17 protein-coding genes are annotated in these 15005 nt (G+C 59.6%); 8 read left to right on the plus strand and 9 right to left on the minus strand.

The window, feature by feature from the left end; genetic code table 11:
* Positions 1-639: 639 nt before the first annotated feature.
* Together VJR68_RS07770 and VJR68_RS07775 are read left to right on the plus strand one after the other, a co-directional pair.
* The gene (locus VJR68_RS07770) at positions 640-816 is read left to right on the plus strand and encodes a hypothetical protein (protein ID WP_324147094.1); all 177 of its coding nucleotides are present in this window, start codon (positions 640-642) and stop codon (positions 814-816) included.
* Entirely contained in the window at positions 813-1055 is a 243-nt protein-coding gene (locus tag VJR68_RS07775) for a helix-turn-helix domain-containing protein (RefSeq protein ID WP_324147095.1), read from the plus strand. The genes VJR68_RS07770 and VJR68_RS07775 overlap by 4 nt, the downstream gene beginning before the upstream one ends.
* A 376-nt stretch (positions 1056-1431) precedes the next feature.
* Here the strand turns inward: VJR68_RS07775 and VJR68_RS07780 are convergent, their stop codons facing one another.
* Positions 1432-2007, minus strand: coding sequence for a hypothetical protein (locus VJR68_RS07780; RefSeq protein ID WP_324147096.1), 576 nt, complete (start codon positions 2005-2007; stop codon positions 1432-1434).
* A gap of 3 nt (positions 2008-2010) precedes the next feature.
* Here VJR68_RS07780 and VJR68_RS07785 point away from each other — a divergent pair, with 3 nt between their 5' ends.
* Positions 2011-2337, plus strand: coding sequence for a hypothetical protein (locus VJR68_RS07785; protein WP_324147097.1), 327 nt, complete (start codon positions 2011-2013; stop codon positions 2335-2337).
* A gap of 2 nt (positions 2338-2339) precedes the next feature.
* A complete protein-coding gene (locus VJR68_RS07790) occupies positions 2340-3509 on the plus strand; it encodes a cysteine desulfurase family protein (RefSeq protein ID WP_324147098.1) in 1170 nt (389 codons plus the stop codon).
* A gap of 7 nt (positions 3510-3516) precedes the next feature.
* Here VJR68_RS07790 and VJR68_RS07795 read toward each other — a convergent pair whose 3' ends face one another.
* The gene (locus VJR68_RS07795; RefSeq protein WP_324147099.1) at positions 3517-4086 is read right to left on the minus strand and encodes a hypothetical protein; all 570 of its coding nucleotides are present in this window, start codon (positions 4084-4086) and stop codon (positions 3517-3519) included.
* A gap of 42 nt (positions 4087-4128) precedes the next feature.
* On the opposite strand from VJR68_RS07795, the gene VJR68_RS07800 reads away from it, so the two are divergent.
* Positions 4129-4269, plus strand: coding sequence for a hypothetical protein (locus VJR68_RS07800; protein ID WP_324147100.1), 141 nt, complete (start codon positions 4129-4131; stop codon positions 4267-4269).
* A gap of 133 nt (positions 4270-4402) precedes the next feature.
* On the opposite strand, the gene VJR68_RS07805 is transcribed toward VJR68_RS07800, so the two are convergent.
* Positions 4403-4645 (minus strand): hypothetical protein, encoded by a 243-nt coding sequence (locus tag VJR68_RS07805; protein ID WP_324147101.1) that lies wholly within the window; start codon positions 4643-4645, stop codon positions 4403-4405.
* A gap of 103 nt (positions 4646-4748) precedes the next feature.
* Positions 4749-5945: a Fic family protein gene (locus VJR68_RS07810; RefSeq protein WP_324147102.1), complete on the minus strand. Its 1197-nt coding sequence runs from the start codon at positions 5943-5945 to the stop codon at positions 4749-4751.
* 206 nt (positions 5946-6151) lie between these two features.
* Between VJR68_RS07810 and VJR68_RS07815 the strand changes: the two genes are divergently transcribed.
* A complete protein-coding gene (locus VJR68_RS07815; RefSeq protein WP_324147103.1) occupies positions 6152-7186 on the plus strand; it encodes an aldo/keto reductase in 1035 nt (344 codons plus the stop codon).
* Between the two features lie 110 nt (positions 7187-7296).
* Positions 7297-7692 (plus strand): DUF4440 domain-containing protein, encoded by a 396-nt coding sequence (locus tag VJR68_RS07820; RefSeq protein ID WP_324147104.1) that lies wholly within the window; start codon positions 7297-7299, stop codon positions 7690-7692.
* Between the two features lie 171 nt (positions 7693-7863).
* On the opposite strand, the gene bamE is transcribed toward VJR68_RS07820, so the two are convergent.
* Positions 7864-8274 carry an outer membrane protein assembly factor BamE domain-containing protein gene (gene bamE, locus VJR68_RS07825; RefSeq protein ID WP_324147105.1) on the minus strand — a complete coding sequence of 137 codons (411 nt, stop codon included), beginning with the start codon at positions 8272-8274 and terminating at the stop codon, positions 7864-7866.
* Positions 8275-8763: 489 nt separating this feature from the next.
* On the opposite strand from bamE, the gene VJR68_RS07830 reads away from it, so the two are divergent.
* Entirely contained in the window at positions 8764-11700 is a 2937-nt protein-coding gene (locus tag VJR68_RS07830; protein ID WP_324147106.1) for a bifunctional diguanylate cyclase/phosphodiesterase, read from the plus strand.
* Positions 11701-11797: 97 nt separating this feature from the next.
* Here VJR68_RS07830 and VJR68_RS07835 read toward each other — a convergent pair whose 3' ends face one another.
* The 4 genes from VJR68_RS07835 to VJR68_RS07850 all read right to left on the minus strand — a co-directional run.
* A complete protein-coding gene (locus VJR68_RS07835; RefSeq protein ID WP_324147107.1) occupies positions 11798-12106 on the minus strand; it encodes a DUF3247 family protein in 309 nt (102 codons plus the stop codon).
* A gap of 99 nt (positions 12107-12205) precedes the next feature.
* On the minus strand, positions 12206-12376 hold the full coding sequence (locus tag VJR68_RS07840) for a hypothetical protein (protein WP_324147108.1): 171 nt from the start codon (positions 12374-12376) through the stop codon (positions 12206-12208).
* Between the two features lie 272 nt (positions 12377-12648).
* On the minus strand, positions 12649-13290 hold the full coding sequence (locus VJR68_RS07845; RefSeq protein ID WP_324147109.1) for a hypothetical protein: 642 nt from the start codon (positions 13288-13290) through the stop codon (positions 12649-12651).
* A gap of 553 nt (positions 13291-13843) precedes the next feature.
* Positions 13844-15005: ATP-binding protein (locus VJR68_RS07850; RefSeq protein WP_324147110.1), on the minus strand; the 1162-nt coding region annotated here is incomplete at its 5' end.

Below are 15005 nucleotides of genomic sequence, written 5' to 3' on the forward strand. Positions count from 1 at the left end.
TCGGTAACATTCAGCTGTTTGAGCCGAGTCAACAGATAGTCCGCGACCGTGAACTCGGTCGCCGCATTCGTTCCTGAATCGATGAGTGACTTCTTCGAGACATTGCTGCGTGTCATGGCGACTCCCCTGCCGGTCCATACCACTATCGTCAACACTGACTATTTTGAAAGCCGTCGCAGTCATCCCTTCCACAAGCCACGTTTCTTCCGGGAATGCCTGCTGGCGATATATCCGCCGCATTGCCGATACATAACCGTGCCGAACATCTGGAAGAAATGCATAAGCAGACACGTCCCAGGCATGACTTCATCGCCATGCGGAGATCAAACATAGCGCCTGGACACGAGTGAAAAATATCTAAGACGAAAAACGCATCTCTTTGCGTTGCATAAATCCCTTCCCCCTGGTTCCTGTGAATGCACCGGTCAACCCGTCACATTGCGTATACGGGTTACCCGGAGTGTGCGACCGGGAATGTGACGATCACGTCTTTTCCAAGTTATACGTGCGATAAAGCGAAGCGTTTGCAGCCGCACGATTTCTTGCGAACCGCATTGTGGCCAGCATCAGCCTTCAAACGCAGCGATGCTTCGTCAAGCACGTGCTGACACGCGACGAGTACCAGAAAGGAAAATGGAAATGAGCAAACGACTTTCCATCACCCCCATTGCCAAGGCGCGGGAAACCTTTCAGAAGGTCTCTCACGCGCATCACATCGCCAACGATCAGGATACGACAACGCCACGCGTATTGCCGATGCATTGCTGGACGCTGGCGCCATGGATGCAGGCCACCCCCAGCACTCGCTATTCATGACGATTAGCGATCTGATCTATGCCTATGACCAAACTCACTATCCGCAACAGAAAGTGACCGGTATCGCCATGCTTCGCTTTCTGATGGAACAGCACGGGCTCACACAAAGACAGCTTCCAGAAATTGGCAAGCAAAGCGTCGTGTCAGAAATTCTTGCAGGGAAGCGCAGCCTTACTGTGGATCACATCCGGAATCTCTCTGCACGTTTTTCGGTAAGCCGGGCCGTGTTTTTTGAATGATGGCTCCGAACACATGCCGAGCGCAGGGTTCATTCGTTGAGGCCGAGCGGTAGCTGACGCTGGCTGAAGCGGACATTCAAACTGAGGTCATTGCGAATTTAGTGTCGCTGCACAACATGCGATATGCGCGCTGAAATCCTTTCAAAAAATTCAACGCCCGATTCGTCATCCAGCGACTTGCCAAGCGTTAAAGGCACTGGATCCCAGCTTTCGCTGGGATGACGTTGTTCTAGCCTTCCTGCTAGGCCGACAGGAATCCGAGGCAGCAATGGCTTTCACCAGAAGACTATTCATTTCTGAATCGAGTCCACGAAGCCAATCAAGCTGACACTCCTTTCACTTTCGTGCACCCCATGTGCACAACACCTAAAAATCCTTAATCGAACGAACTCAAGTTTGAGATTCCCTTCACGATGCCCGGTCGTATATTGCAAAGGATCGCAAGTTTTTCATCTCTCCCTAGGAAATTCTCCACAGGACGACAGGACGGCTGCGCATGGCATTTATCACTCCAACAAGTTTTATCGCGCCAGACAACCTGGTGCCAATGCTTGCCCAACCGTCTCAGATCAGCATCCTGGCTGGCAATTCCAGGCTTGATATTGGTGGCGATGGCTTGATCAAAATCGAGGCGCAGCTGCAGGCGTTTCGCGCTGCGCTGGTGCATGCGAACCAGCTTCGTCATCAAATCGGAAAGCTGCCGCCAGTATCCATCGCCTTCGATCACAAGGGCATCTTTCGACGCCAGTTTTTGCGCGATGGGCTCAGCAATAGTCAAAAACGCAATCCGCGGCTGTGCCATCTTCGTCCGGAGATCATCAATGTCTTTGGCCCGTTGGCGGATGAATTGAATATCCCCCACGATCACATCCTGATCATCCACGAAGACTCGGCGCGGACGCATGCGGAACATTTGTTGAGCACGCAGCCCATTCCTGCCGAGGTGCGGCATCGCATGGTGACTGCTACAACGGAACGCTCGGCGTGTGGCATATCCAACAGCTCAAAGCTCACCTGCGCGGCGATCACCAGCGAGTATTTCTGCAAGGCGGTGGACGCGGAGGGGTCACCTTCGGCCACCCAGGCATTGCTCGAAGTCTTCTTCGAAGCATCGCCGTGGTCGGAGGTGCTGGCTTATGTTCGCGGGCTGCAATTGACGCACGCATTGGGCATGCGTTTTGACATACGCCTCAATCTGGTGACGCCGGCAGGTGCGGTGCGACGAGGTGAGGTGGTTCATGCCGAGCCGGAAGCGCAGGTGTCATCCGAGCTGGTTGCTTAGGCATGCCGGCCTCCACACGCCTTATTTACCTGGATCACAACGCCACCACGCCCGTCGATCCCCGTGTGCTCGACGCCATGCTGCCGTTCTTTACCAGCATGTTTGGCAACGCCGCCAGCACCAGCCATGCTTTTGGATGGCAAGCGCGCAGCGCGGTGGATGACGCCAGAACGCGTATTGCGCAAGCCATTCACGCGGCGCAAGACCATGACATCGTGTTTACCTCCGGCGCGACGGAATCCATCAACCTGGCGCTGAAAGGCCTGCAACCGGAGCAAGGCAAGAATCACATCGTCACCAGCCAGATCGAGCACAAGGCGGTGCTGGATAGCTGCCGGCATCTCGAACAGAACGGCATCGACGTTACCTATGTGGGCGTTGACGACGCCGGACGCGTCGACCTGGATCAGCTTGCCTCGGCTATCAACGATCGCACCTATCTGGTATCGATCATGCTGGCCAATAACGAAACCGGCACCGTGCAGGATATGCCGGCGATAGCGCTCCTCTGTCGCAGCAAGGGCGTGGTGCTGCATACCGATGCAACGCAGGCATTGGGCAAGATCGACGTCGATATGCATGGACTCGACATCGGGCTGGCTTCTTTCAGCGGCCACAAGCTTTATGGCCCCAAAGGTATCGGTGCACTCTACGTGCGCGGCGATCTGCGTCAGCGCTTGCGGCTGCAAATGCACGGCGGCGGACACGAGAACGGCTTGCGTTCTGGCACGTTGAACGTGCCCGGCATCGTTGGTTTTGCAGCGGCGCTCGATCTGTGCATCGCGGAGCAGCCAACCGAAACCCTGCGGATGATTTCGTTGCGCAAGCAATTGCATCGCACGATCACCGCACAACTGGAAAACGTACGGCTGAACGGCGATCCCCGCCACACCCTGCCCGGCACGCTGAATCTCTCTTTTGCGCAAACCGATGCCGATTCCGTCCTGCTCGCCATGCCGGATATCGCGCTGTCCTCCGGTTCGGCGTGCACGTCAGCCAAGGCGGAGCCGTCGCACGTGCTCAAAGCCATGGGCGTCAGCGACGAACTGGCCAGGGCCAGCATCCGGTTCGGCATTGGCCGCTTCAATACGGACGAAGACATTGCCTACGTGGCAAAACGCTGCATCGATGCCGTCAAACGGCTGCGCGCGATGTCGCCGTTAGCGGCGTAACGAGCTGTTATCCGCGCACTTCGCAGTGGATCTGCATGGCTTCCGTCGGGTTGTCATGCACACTGAACCCGGCGGATGCCAGAGCGGACCACGCCAGTGTCAGTTCACGTTGATGCACATGCTGCGCCCTACGGATAAGCCAGCTTGGCGTAAAGACGCCCAGCGGAAGCAAAGCCAGCGGTTTACCGCGATGGAGCAACCCCAAGTCGATGCAGTCACCCGATCGATCATGCCCATTCGGCGAAAAGATCGCGCGCCGCTCGCGGTAACGGTGCGGATAGACAAGGCAGAACAAAACCATGCCGACAGCGCGGCCGAGACGATGGGCAACACGAATGCGTTTGCCGCGCGATTCATAACCTCGCGTCAGTACCAGCGTTACGCCGTGTTCGGAGAGCGTGCCTTGTGCGGCGGTGAGGCGGCGAAGCGCTTCGTTCGAGATAAATACCCTGTCGTACGGCCAACGTGGGCTGACGAGAAAGGACGTGGCAGCGGAGGATCGATCCAGCACTTGCATCGTTGTGGATTCCGCCATGCCGTTTGTGGCGACGTGCCGATCGATTAGCATAGCGCCCATCAGCAACACGCAGCTGGATACGTCACACAGGGGAACAGGCCTATGCGCTCCGGCATCGGCAAACGCATCGTCGACTTCTTATTGGCCTTGCTGGTTCTTTTCGTCATGTCCGGAGCGGGGCTGCTGTGCGTCGTGGCCGGCCTGGTCTGGCTTGGTATCTATCTGTTTCACCATCTGCATTGACTTGCCGATATCAACATCGGCAAGAATCGTAGGCTGGGATGAAATCCCAGCTGGTTTTTGGATTCCTGATGCTGGGATTTCATCCCAGCCTGCGCGAATGCCGACATTCAATGCGCTCTGAAACGGTTGGGCATCACGTTTTGGCAATGGTGTGAAACGGAGCCGGCGGCAGCGTGCCCTCCGCCGGTAGCGCGTTGATGGCCATGTCCCGCACGTTTCGCGCAAGCACCACGCCTCTTACGAACGCATCCTTGGCCGGACCGGGGTTGTCGGGCGACTGGACCAGGGCGAGAAAGAAGGTGTCGTACAGGCCTCGCAGTCTTTCGGCGTATGCATCGCAGATGATGTCGGCATCAGCGGGGGATGTATTGGGCATAACCTGTTCCTTGTCGTGGGTAAGGCCCGGACGTTATACATCAGCGGAGCGCCATGTGCGCCTTTCTTCCATGCCTGGCAGGCAAAGCGACGGGTACCCGCCATCAACGCTCCAGTACATCGTTCAACTCATAACTGGTGCTTCGCCCGCCCGCCGCCGATTTGCGCAATACCCCGTGCTCAAGCAGTTCATGGATGTCGCGCAATGCCGTGTCTGCAGAGCACTTGGCGATCGCTGCCCATTTGCTACTGGTCAGTTTGCTGTCCAGGCCATCGAGCAGGCGGTTGAGTACTTTCACTTGGCGCTCGTTCATCGGCTTGCCGGCAACACGTTGCCAGAAGCGCATCTTTGCCAGAACCTTGTCGAGCGTGTGCTGCGCCTGGTCAACCGCACGCTGCAGCATGGCTAAAAACCACGCCAGCCATTCGGTCACCTCAAGCGACGATTTTTGCGTGCGTTCGAGTATGTCGTAATAAGCCTTGCGCTCACGCTGGATTTGCGCGGAAAGACTGTAAAAGCGCTGCGGGCTTCCATCTGCGCGCGCCAGCAGTAAATCGCCAATGGCACGTGCAATACGACCGTTGCCGTCATCGAACGGATGCAGCGTGACAAACCACAAATGACCGAGAGCTGCTTTGATCAGCGGAGGTTCGCTTGTGTCGGCGTTGAGCCAGTCGATGAAGCGCGTCATTTCAAATTCAAGGCGCTCCGCCGGCGGCGCTTCGAAATGCACACGCTGGCGACCTATCGGTCCTGACACAACCTGCATGGGCCCCCTGGCATCATCGCGCCACGCAGCAACGTTGATGCGGGAAAGCCCCGCATAACCGGTCGGGAACAGTGCCGCATGCCATCCGAAAAACCGCTCTTTGGATACCGGAACACGGCAATGGCCGGTTGCGTCCAACTCCATATCAACCACGCCCTCGACGTGGCGATCGACCGGCGCAAGCCCGCCGATATCGACGCCGAGCCGGCGTGCAATCGATGAGCGCACGGAAGCAACGTTGAGATGCTCACCTTCGATCTCGCTGGTGTTGATGACGTCCTCAGTGAGGGCTACGAGGCTCGCCTCATTGCGCAAAGCCATTCCAACGTCAGCAAGACGCCCAAGCAGCACCCCTTGGGCACGACTGGCGGCTGCCATGGGTTCGGCCAATCTGGCCAAGTCGTAGCGCCAGTTCGGCCAATCGTCGGCCTGCCAGATGTAAGTATATTCCCCGCGCTTCATGCGGTGATTATGGGGGATATTCGCCGCATAGGCAATTTTCACCGCATGAAATGCGGGGAATATGCCCACGATTCGCCGCATTTAAGAACGTTTATCAGGCGCCCGGCCCAAAACGAGCTGACATCTCGCGCCACCGTCCTCGGTTCTGTGAAAGCCACGGATGCTCCGGATTTGCTGCCTATTCCTCCGGACCTCCATACCTGCCCTTGTAAACAGCCACGACGCCGACAAAGGTAGAGAGATCAACTTCGCCACCCACCAAAGAGGATGCTTATATGGAATATCGACGCCTAGGCGCATCAGGCTTCAAAGTGCCCGTGCTGAGTTTTGGAACCGGCACCTTCGGCGGCAAGGGCGAGTTTTTCAGCGCGTGGGGCAATACCGACGTGGCCGAAGCGCGCAAGCTGGTGGATATCTGCCTGGATGCGGGCGTCAACATGTTCGACAGCGCGGACATCTACTCCCGCGGCGCGGCCGAATCGATCCTGGGCGAAGCCATCAAGGGCCGTCGCGACAAGGTGCTGATTTCCACCAAGGCCACGTTCCGTTTCGATGAAGAACCCAACAACGTGGGTTCGTCGCGCTATCACTTGATCAACACCGTCGACGCGGCGCTCAAGCGGCTGGGCACCGATTACATCGACCTGTTCCAGTTGCACGGCTTCGATGCGATGACGCCGGTGGAAGAAACGCTGTCCGTGCTGGATGACCTGGTGCGCGCCGGCAAGATCCGTTACCTGGGCGTGTCGAATTTCTCCGGCTGGCATCTGATGAAATCGCTGGCCGTGGCCGATCGCTACGGTTACTCGCGTTACGTCGCCAACCAGACGTACTACTCGCTGGTCGGCCGCGATTACGAATGGGAGCTGATGCCGCTGGGCCTGGATCAAGGCATCGGCGCCGTGGTGTGGAGCCCGCTCGGCTGGGGCCGCCTCACCGGCAAGCTCCGCCGCGGCCAGCCATTGCCGGCCACCAGCCGCCTGCACAAGACGGCCGACATGGGGCCGCAGATCGAAAACGAATATCTCTATCGCGTGGTCGATGCGCTCGACGAAGTCGCCAAGGAAACCGGCAAGAGCATTCCGCAGATTGCGCTGAACTGGCTGTTGCAGCGGCCGACCGTGTCCACCGTGGTGATCGGCGCGCGCAACGAAGAGCAACTGCGGCAGAACCTGGATGCGGTGGGCTGGAATCTGTCGCCGGAGCACGTGGCCAAGCTCGACAAGGCCAGCGAGGTGACGCCGGTTTACCCGTATTGGCACCAGCGCGGGTTCGGCGAGCGGAATCCTGCACCGGTACCGGTTTATTGAGGATGTTGTAGGTTGGGGTGAGGCATCGCCGAACCCCAACGTCGCAGGCCCGTACACGCAGGCGGATGTTGGGGTTCGCGTTCCGCTCACCCCAACCTACCCGGCTAACCATGGAACCCGACCTCGCAACCGACGTGCGCCTGCTGCCCATCCTCGAACAACTGCAGCGTCGCGAACCCATCTTCCATCGCCCGGAATTCGGCACCACGCGCCGCGACTTCGAAGCCATGACCGAGCCTGACTTCTGGGAAGTCGGCGCCTCCGGTCGACGCTACAGCCGCGAGTACGTACTGGATGTGCTGGAAGAACGCTACCGCCAGCCGATCGACGACGACTGGGAAACCAGCCATTTTCATTGCCGGGAAATCGCAGCGGATAACTACCTGCTTACCTATACCTTGCGGCAAGGCCCACGCATCACGCGCCGCGCCACGCTATGGCGGCATACGGCGCAAGGCTGGAAGATCGTCTATCACCAGGGCACGGTGGTAGCAGACGAGACGTAAAGACGCAGGTTGGAATAAGGCAACGCCGAACTCCAACATGGCATGCCGTACCAACCATCATGCAGCGCCGCGGCGCCCCGTGATGAAAATGGCTCCATCACGGTCGCCCCGGCGAACGCCGGGGCGACATCGGAGGGCATGCACCTTCAGTGCAACCTGCGCATAGCGCAGTTATTGCCCCTGCCGTTGAACGTCACCGCCACCCAGGTTGCCAAGATCACTCGGCCACTGCTTGCCGCCCTTGCTCTGCGCGCTCGACGACGAACTGACGAAGTGCCCGCTCTGGTCGAACACCAGCACGGTGGACACCGTCTTTTCCACGTACTTCGGGATCTTTGAGCCGGTGGTCGGCATGCCGTCGCCGGACATTTCCTGGTACTTGTTGACGTATTGCCATTGCTGGCCGCCATCGGCGGTGTGACTGACCAGGAACGGCTGGCCCAGTGCGGTCTGCACCTGCGCCGTCGTGGTAACACCCGGCTGGAATGAAGCGATGGTGTTCGGATCGACCTTGTGCTCGGCGGTGGTGGCGCAACCGGCGAGCAGTACCGCGGCCAGGGTGGCCGCAACAACCTTGTTCATGCTTACTCCCCTTCATCCTTCGACTGTTGATGATTTCCTGCGGCGGGCATGTTCGGTGAAGACAGGGCGCCAAGGCGCATGTCTGAAGTCATAGGCGTGTAGCGACGATAGCCGTGGGGCTATTCGACTGGGAGTGCCAATTTGCGTGAGAACACGCAGGCCAGGTGTGCCAGGTCCGCCAAAAGCCCCCATCTTCGTCATTCCAGCGAAAGCTGGAATCCAGTGCCTTTTCGCTCCAAAGTCGCTGGATTCCAGCTTTCGCTGGAATGACGAGCAAGAGTTCCCCGCGCCCTCCAGCCTGCGCGGCCCGCGCACCACCCAACCCAAGTGCCACCCAAGGGGTAAAGCTATCAAGCCTTTAGCCGATAGATTGACAAAGCCACCGCAGCAATGCCTCATTAATACGAGGGTTCACATTTCCTGCACCGTTCGTATCCACTGATACTCGTATCCACTGATAGGTGAGTCATAACGGCAGATCGGTCGGCCATGAGCCTGAGTCTTCCCATACCTGTCATTCCAGACAAAGAGCCGAAACACACGGCCTGGCTCGGCTGCCTGATCGAAGCCGAAACACCGGCCGAAGTCAGCACCCTCATCGAGATGCTGCTGCAGTCGCAGCCCCATTGCCTGAAGGCCAAAGTACTGATGCTCGGCCACCAGGAAGACCCGCGCTTTGCCAGAACGCAGCCGGTCGATGCGGAAGAAATCACCCTGGCGCAAGAAGCACTGCGCGCCGCCGATGGTGTGCGCATCGCGGCCGATGGCAAGCGCTACGCCATGGCGCTGCTGCAACCGCAGCAAGTGGTGCTGCTGCTCACCATCGCCATCGAGGGCTCGGCCAAGGCGCTGCTCGCCAAGCTCGACCCCTATCTGCAACTGGGCGCGCGTCAGCTGCGCCACACCATCAAGCTGGTCGAACTGTACGACTCGCACAGCCAGCTGGAGTATTCGGATAACCTGCAGCGCGCCTTGTTTTCCATCTCCGAGCTATCCAGTTCCGACGTGGACATGCCGGACATGCTGCAGGAGATCCATCGCATCGTCAGCGGGCTGATGTATGCGGAAAACTTCTTCATCGTCCGCTACTACGCCGAGCGCGATTGCATGCGCTTCCTCTATTACGCGGACATCCAGGACGAGGACAAGCCTGAAACCAACCGCGACATGCGGCTGGATGACCGGCGGCATACGCTCACCTGGTACCTGCTTACGCGCGGCGAGCCGTTGATGGGCAGCAACGAACAGCTGCAGCAACAGGTCAACGGTCCGCTGCAGATTCTCGGCCCCGACAGCGACGACTGGCTCGGCGTGCCGATGCTGCGCAACGGCCAGGTGCATGGCGCGCTGGTGGTGCAGAGCTACGGCACCGGCATCGTGTATTCGCGCGACGATCTGGCCCTGCTCGAATTCGTCGGCAATCACATCCTCACCGCGCTGGAACGCAAGGAAAGCAAGGACGAGCTCGAACGGCGCGTGCGCCAGCGCACCGAAGAGCTGGCCGAACTCAACCGCGGCCTGGTGCAGGAAGTGCGCGAACGCCATCGCGCCGAACGCCTGCAGGAAGCACTGTTCCAGGTGGCGCAGCTGGCCACAGCCGACATCGACGAAAACACCTTCTACGAGCGCGTGCACGCCGTGGTCGGCCGGCTGCTGGATGCCAAGAATTTTTTCATCGCCCTGCTCAGCGACGATCGCACCAAGCTGGAATTTCCGTATTACATGGATGCCGGCATGCGCCACCAGTTGTCGCGCCCCGTCGGCCGCGGCTTGAGCGAATACGTATTGCGTCGTGGCTTGCCGTGGTCGGGTACGCGCGAAGACATCATGGCGCTGACGCGCGCCGGCGAGGTGGTGCCGCATCACATCGGCGAACCTTCCGCGTGCTGGCTGGGCGTGCCGTTGAAAGTGGACGAGGCTGTGATCGGTCTGGTCGCCGTGCAAAGCTACGATGCCCATGGCGCGTACGGCGCACCCGAACAGGAACTGCTGAGTTTCGTCGCCCTGCAGATCGCCAACAGCATCTATCGCCGCCGTTCCGCCGCCGCCCTGCATCAGGCCAACTTGCGGCTGGAACACCGCGTGGAAGAACGCACGCGCGAACTGCGCGCGGAAATCGCGCGGCGCGAACAGATGCAGCAGCAATTGCATCACCAGGTGATGCACGACCCGCTCACCGGCCTGCCCAATCGCGGCTATCTGCGCGAGCGGCTGGATCGTGTGCTCAATCGCATTCGCAGCGATCCAAGCCGGCGCTGCGCGTTGCTGTATATCGACGTCGATCGCTTCAAGGTGATCAACGACAGCCTTGGCCATCTCGCCGGCGACGAATTCCTGAAAGCCGTCGCGGTGCGCTTGCTCACGCACGTGCGCGAGCCGGACATGGTGGCGCGGCTGTCCGGCGATGAGTTCGCCATTCTGTTGGAGAACATCGAGAACATCGACACCGCCACCATCATTGCCGACCGCGTGCTGCAAGCCGTGGCGACGCCATTGCGCATCTCCGGCAAGGAGTTGGAGCCCTCGGTCAGCGTTGGCATTGCGTGCGGCGATTCCAGTTATCTGGATGCCGATGAATTGATCCGCGACGCCGACATGGCGCTGTATCAAGCCAAGCAACTCGGTCGCAAACGTTTCGAAGTGTTCGACGAAACCCTCGCCAAGGGCATGGTCGACGTGCTCGCGATGGAAAGCGAACTGCGCAAGGCGTTGCGGCAGAATGAATTCGAGCCCCATTTCCAGCCGATCTTCCGCCTCGGCGACGGCAAGGTGATGGGCTATGAAGCCTTGATCCGCTGGAACCATCCGCAGCGCGGCCTGTTGCGGCCGTCGGATTTCATCAAGATCGCCGAAGACAGCGGCCTGATCGAAGCCATCGACTGGCGCCTGTTCGAATTGAGCTGCCGCCTGCTGGCGCAGCGAGGGCCGGGCGAGGCGTTCATCACCTTCAACGTATCGGCCTTGCATCTGCGCCATACCGATTTCGATGTGCGCATTCTCAAGATGCTCGAACGCACCAGCCTCGCACCCTCCCGGCTGGTGACCGAGGTGACCGAAGGCGCGCTGCTGGACAACCCCGAAAGCGTACGCGCCGTGCTCGAACGCCTGCGCAGCGTGGGCGTCGGCGCGGCACTGGATGATTTCGGCACGGGTTATTCCTCATTGAGCTACCTGCATTCGCTGCCTTTGCGCATGCTGAAGATCGACCGCGCCTTCGTGCAGGAACTCGACAAATCAGGCAGCAGCAACAGCACCACCGTGGTGGCGGCGATTCTCGCCTTGGCGCATGCGCTCAATATCCAGGTGATTGCCGAAGGCATCGAAACGCAGGCGCAGCTGGATGCGCTGGTGCTCATGGGTTGCGAAATGGGGCAAGGGTATTTGCTGGGAAGCCCGGCCCCCATGTCGCATTGGATAGAGCCGTAGGTTGGGGTGCGAACCCCAACATCGGGATGCCGGGGTGACCAGGCATGTTGGGGTTCGCACCCCAACCTACGCGTTTTGCCAGGTTCGGGGGATCACGCTACGCCCTGCTCGCCCCCATCCGCACCGAATCCAGATGCTGCACATCGCGGATATCCCCCAGCCATACCAGCCCATCCCACTCCGGCCTATGGCTATCTACCAACCGCACGACGCCGTTCATGCCTTCCTGATCATCAGGACCAAGAAACACCTGCACCGTCGGCGTCACGCTCACCATGCCTTCCACCACCTCGCCATCGTGCTTGACGATGCGCACGGCCGCATTCACCGCCAGCTCTTTCACCCATTTCTCGAGCATGGCGATATCGGTTGGATCGGTATAAATGCGCTCGGCTCTGCGTCCCATGTCGGTATCCGCGTGAACGTTCAGCGGTAGCTTGGACGCGATGCCGTCAATCCGATGTGGCCGGCCCGTCAATGCGCGGGCCGGCCGGAAGCCAAGCCATCAGGCTTTCAGCTTGTGCGTATCCTGCGGCACGTGCTGGTTTTTCTCCTTCACTTCGCGCAACAGCTCCAGCACATGGGCGCGCTGTTCTTTGCGCTTGCGTTCCTGCGCCGCAAGAAGTTCCTGCCGGCGCGTCATGTGCACGGGCGGCTGTTTCGTCGCCGGGCGCATGATACGGCTGATGTAATCGGACCAAGTACTCAAATGCCACAGTGAGTTAGGCGAACCCGGGGTTCTCCCAGGGCTGATGGAACCAGGGGTATTCATGAAACGGCCTCCACCACGAGACGGTTGCCCGCGGCAGCCTGCGCAGCTGCCCGGACGTTCACTCTGCGCTAGGCATCGTTAGCGTGGCGTAATGGCGACGCTAGAAATCAGGACAGGCCGGGGCCGGCCCGTAGCGGGGCCCCGGCGGACGCCTTATCGCAACAACCGGCTGCGCCTCAGTACAGCCAAGGCGGCAGCAGCGTCGGCGATACGCCATCGTTGAGATGCCAATTTGCATGCACCACCTGTCCGTGATGCAAGGTCACCACGGTGACGTCAGGCTTCTCCATCAAGGCAATGACCTGGTTGAAACCCGACCAGTTCGCCGCGGTATACGCCCAATGCTCCATGATGTCGTCGTTCTGCGCAGTGAATGGCGTTGCAGCGTCATGGTCATAGTCCGCCGGATAGCACTCATGCAACACATACATGTCGTTGCCGGTCGCCGCGGACGACGGATCGAGCGGGTCGCTCAGCTGCTGTCCCTTATCGACTTCATAAGACACACCCGCGCCCCAATGCGTCATCTCCCAGAACTTCGCGTGGCTTGCCCACAAACTGTCGAACCCGGGGGAGCCGTCTGGTTGCATGCCTTCGTACTTCGTCGGCGTGATAACCACGATAGTCAACGCCTCGTTGCCCGTGTTCCCGTTGCTGTTGTCGAAGCACGGATTGAAATACTTGGCATTGGGATTGGGGTCGGGCCATACCGCCGCAGGATAACTTTGCGCACACACAGCAGGGACGGCGAAAATAGTTCCGGCGGCGCACACGACGCCCAGCACTGCGGTAAACGTCACTTTACTCAAGCGCTTCATGGGATAGCTCCAAGTGAGAGGAACCGTGTTCCTTGGTTCATCCAGCCCGACGCGAACACGAGAACGATCGGGCACCTCCCCGGATCGCGATACGCGCCGCTTGGTCGCACCGGCTTCGCGTCGCTGATGTCACAGTTGCCCTGCAAGATGATTCGCTGGCGCAGGGCTTGGCTCGCCCCGCGCATGTCGTAGCGTTATCGAGAACCGTTATTCGACGTATTCGATGCGCAAGGTCGTTTGCCTTGCCGTGTTGTTGCATCCATGGTTACGTCCCGTGCTATGCAACATCTACTCATCTGTCCCGGTGTTTGCATCATCCGGAAGATTCACTTGCGTTCAACGAGCAGCCCGCGAAACCTACATGGCGCGGTGTCAAATCACCGTATAGGGATGCTCTGGTTTATTCAAGCGACATCGATGAAACGCGTAGGCTGGGATGAAATCCCAGCATTTTTTTGGCTCCCGATGCTGGAATTTCATCCCAGCCTACAACCCCGTCATTCCAGCGAAAGTGGAATGACGAGGTTGAGAAAAACGGCTTTTAGAAGCGCCTTCATGCATGCACTTGCCGGTCATCCACCGCTTTCGAAATCGCTTCGACCAAGCCGGCACGATCGTAAGGCTTGGCAAGACGCGTGGCACCGTCGCTCAAGTCGGCGGGAATTTCCGCATAACCAGTCGCCAGCACCACCGGCAACGCAGGCCAACGTACGTTTACCTCGCCCACCAGCTGCGCACCGGTCATACCCGGCATGGCGTGGTCGGTGATCAACAGATCCACGTCCGCCTGGTTTTCCAGCAGCTTCAACGCGTCTTCCGCCGATGACACCTCCTCAACGCGATGGCCCAGCTCCTGCAACACGGCGCCGGTCACGCTGAGCACCAGCGGATCGTCATCCACCAGCACTACATGCAGGCTGCGCAACGAACGCAGCTGCCCTTCCGACGACGACATCGCCATCGGCAACAGGCCGGCTGCATCCGGCTGTGCACTGGGCAACCACATCTCCACGCGCGTGCCGAAGCTCTTGCTGCTCTTGATGACCAGGCGCCCGCCCGATTGCTCGGCCAGGCCGTGCACCATCGACAAACCCAGGCCCGTGCCCTTGCCGACACCCTTGGTGGTAAAGAACGGCTCGGTCGCCTTGGCCAAGGTGTCCTCATCCATGCCCTCGCCTTCGTCGGTGACGGACAGGCATACGTATTCGCCCGGCCCCAGACGCGTGGGATGCTTGGCATCAATGACGACGTTGCGAGCAGTGATGGTCAGCTCGCCACCTTCCGGCATCGCATCGCGCGCGTTCACCGCCAGGTTCATCAGCGCCAATTCCAGTTGATTCGCATCCGTCTTCACCGGATGAAGCGTCGCAGGAAACATCGTATTGATGTTCACCAGCGGCCCCAGCGAACGGCGCAACAGGTCGGTCATGTTCCGTACCAGCGCGATGACGTCCACCGAGGTCACGCGCAATTCCTGCTTGCGCGCAAAGGCCAGCATGCGTTGCGTCAGCGCCGCACCGCGCTGCACAGCCGACTGCGCGTTGGTGACCAGCTTGCGCAGTTGTGCATCGTGGGGGATTTTCAGATCCAGCATGTCCAGGCAGCTTTGAATCACCATCAGCAGATTGTTGAAATCGTGCGCGACACCGCCGGTGAGCTTGCCGATGGCCTCGGTCTTCTGCGATTGAAACAGCGCTTCGCGCGCGCGATCCAAC

It is taken from the genome of Dyella sp., from assembly GCF_035277725.1.
Taxonomy (GTDB): domain Bacteria; phylum Pseudomonadota; class Gammaproteobacteria; order Xanthomonadales; family Rhodanobacteraceae; genus Dyella_B.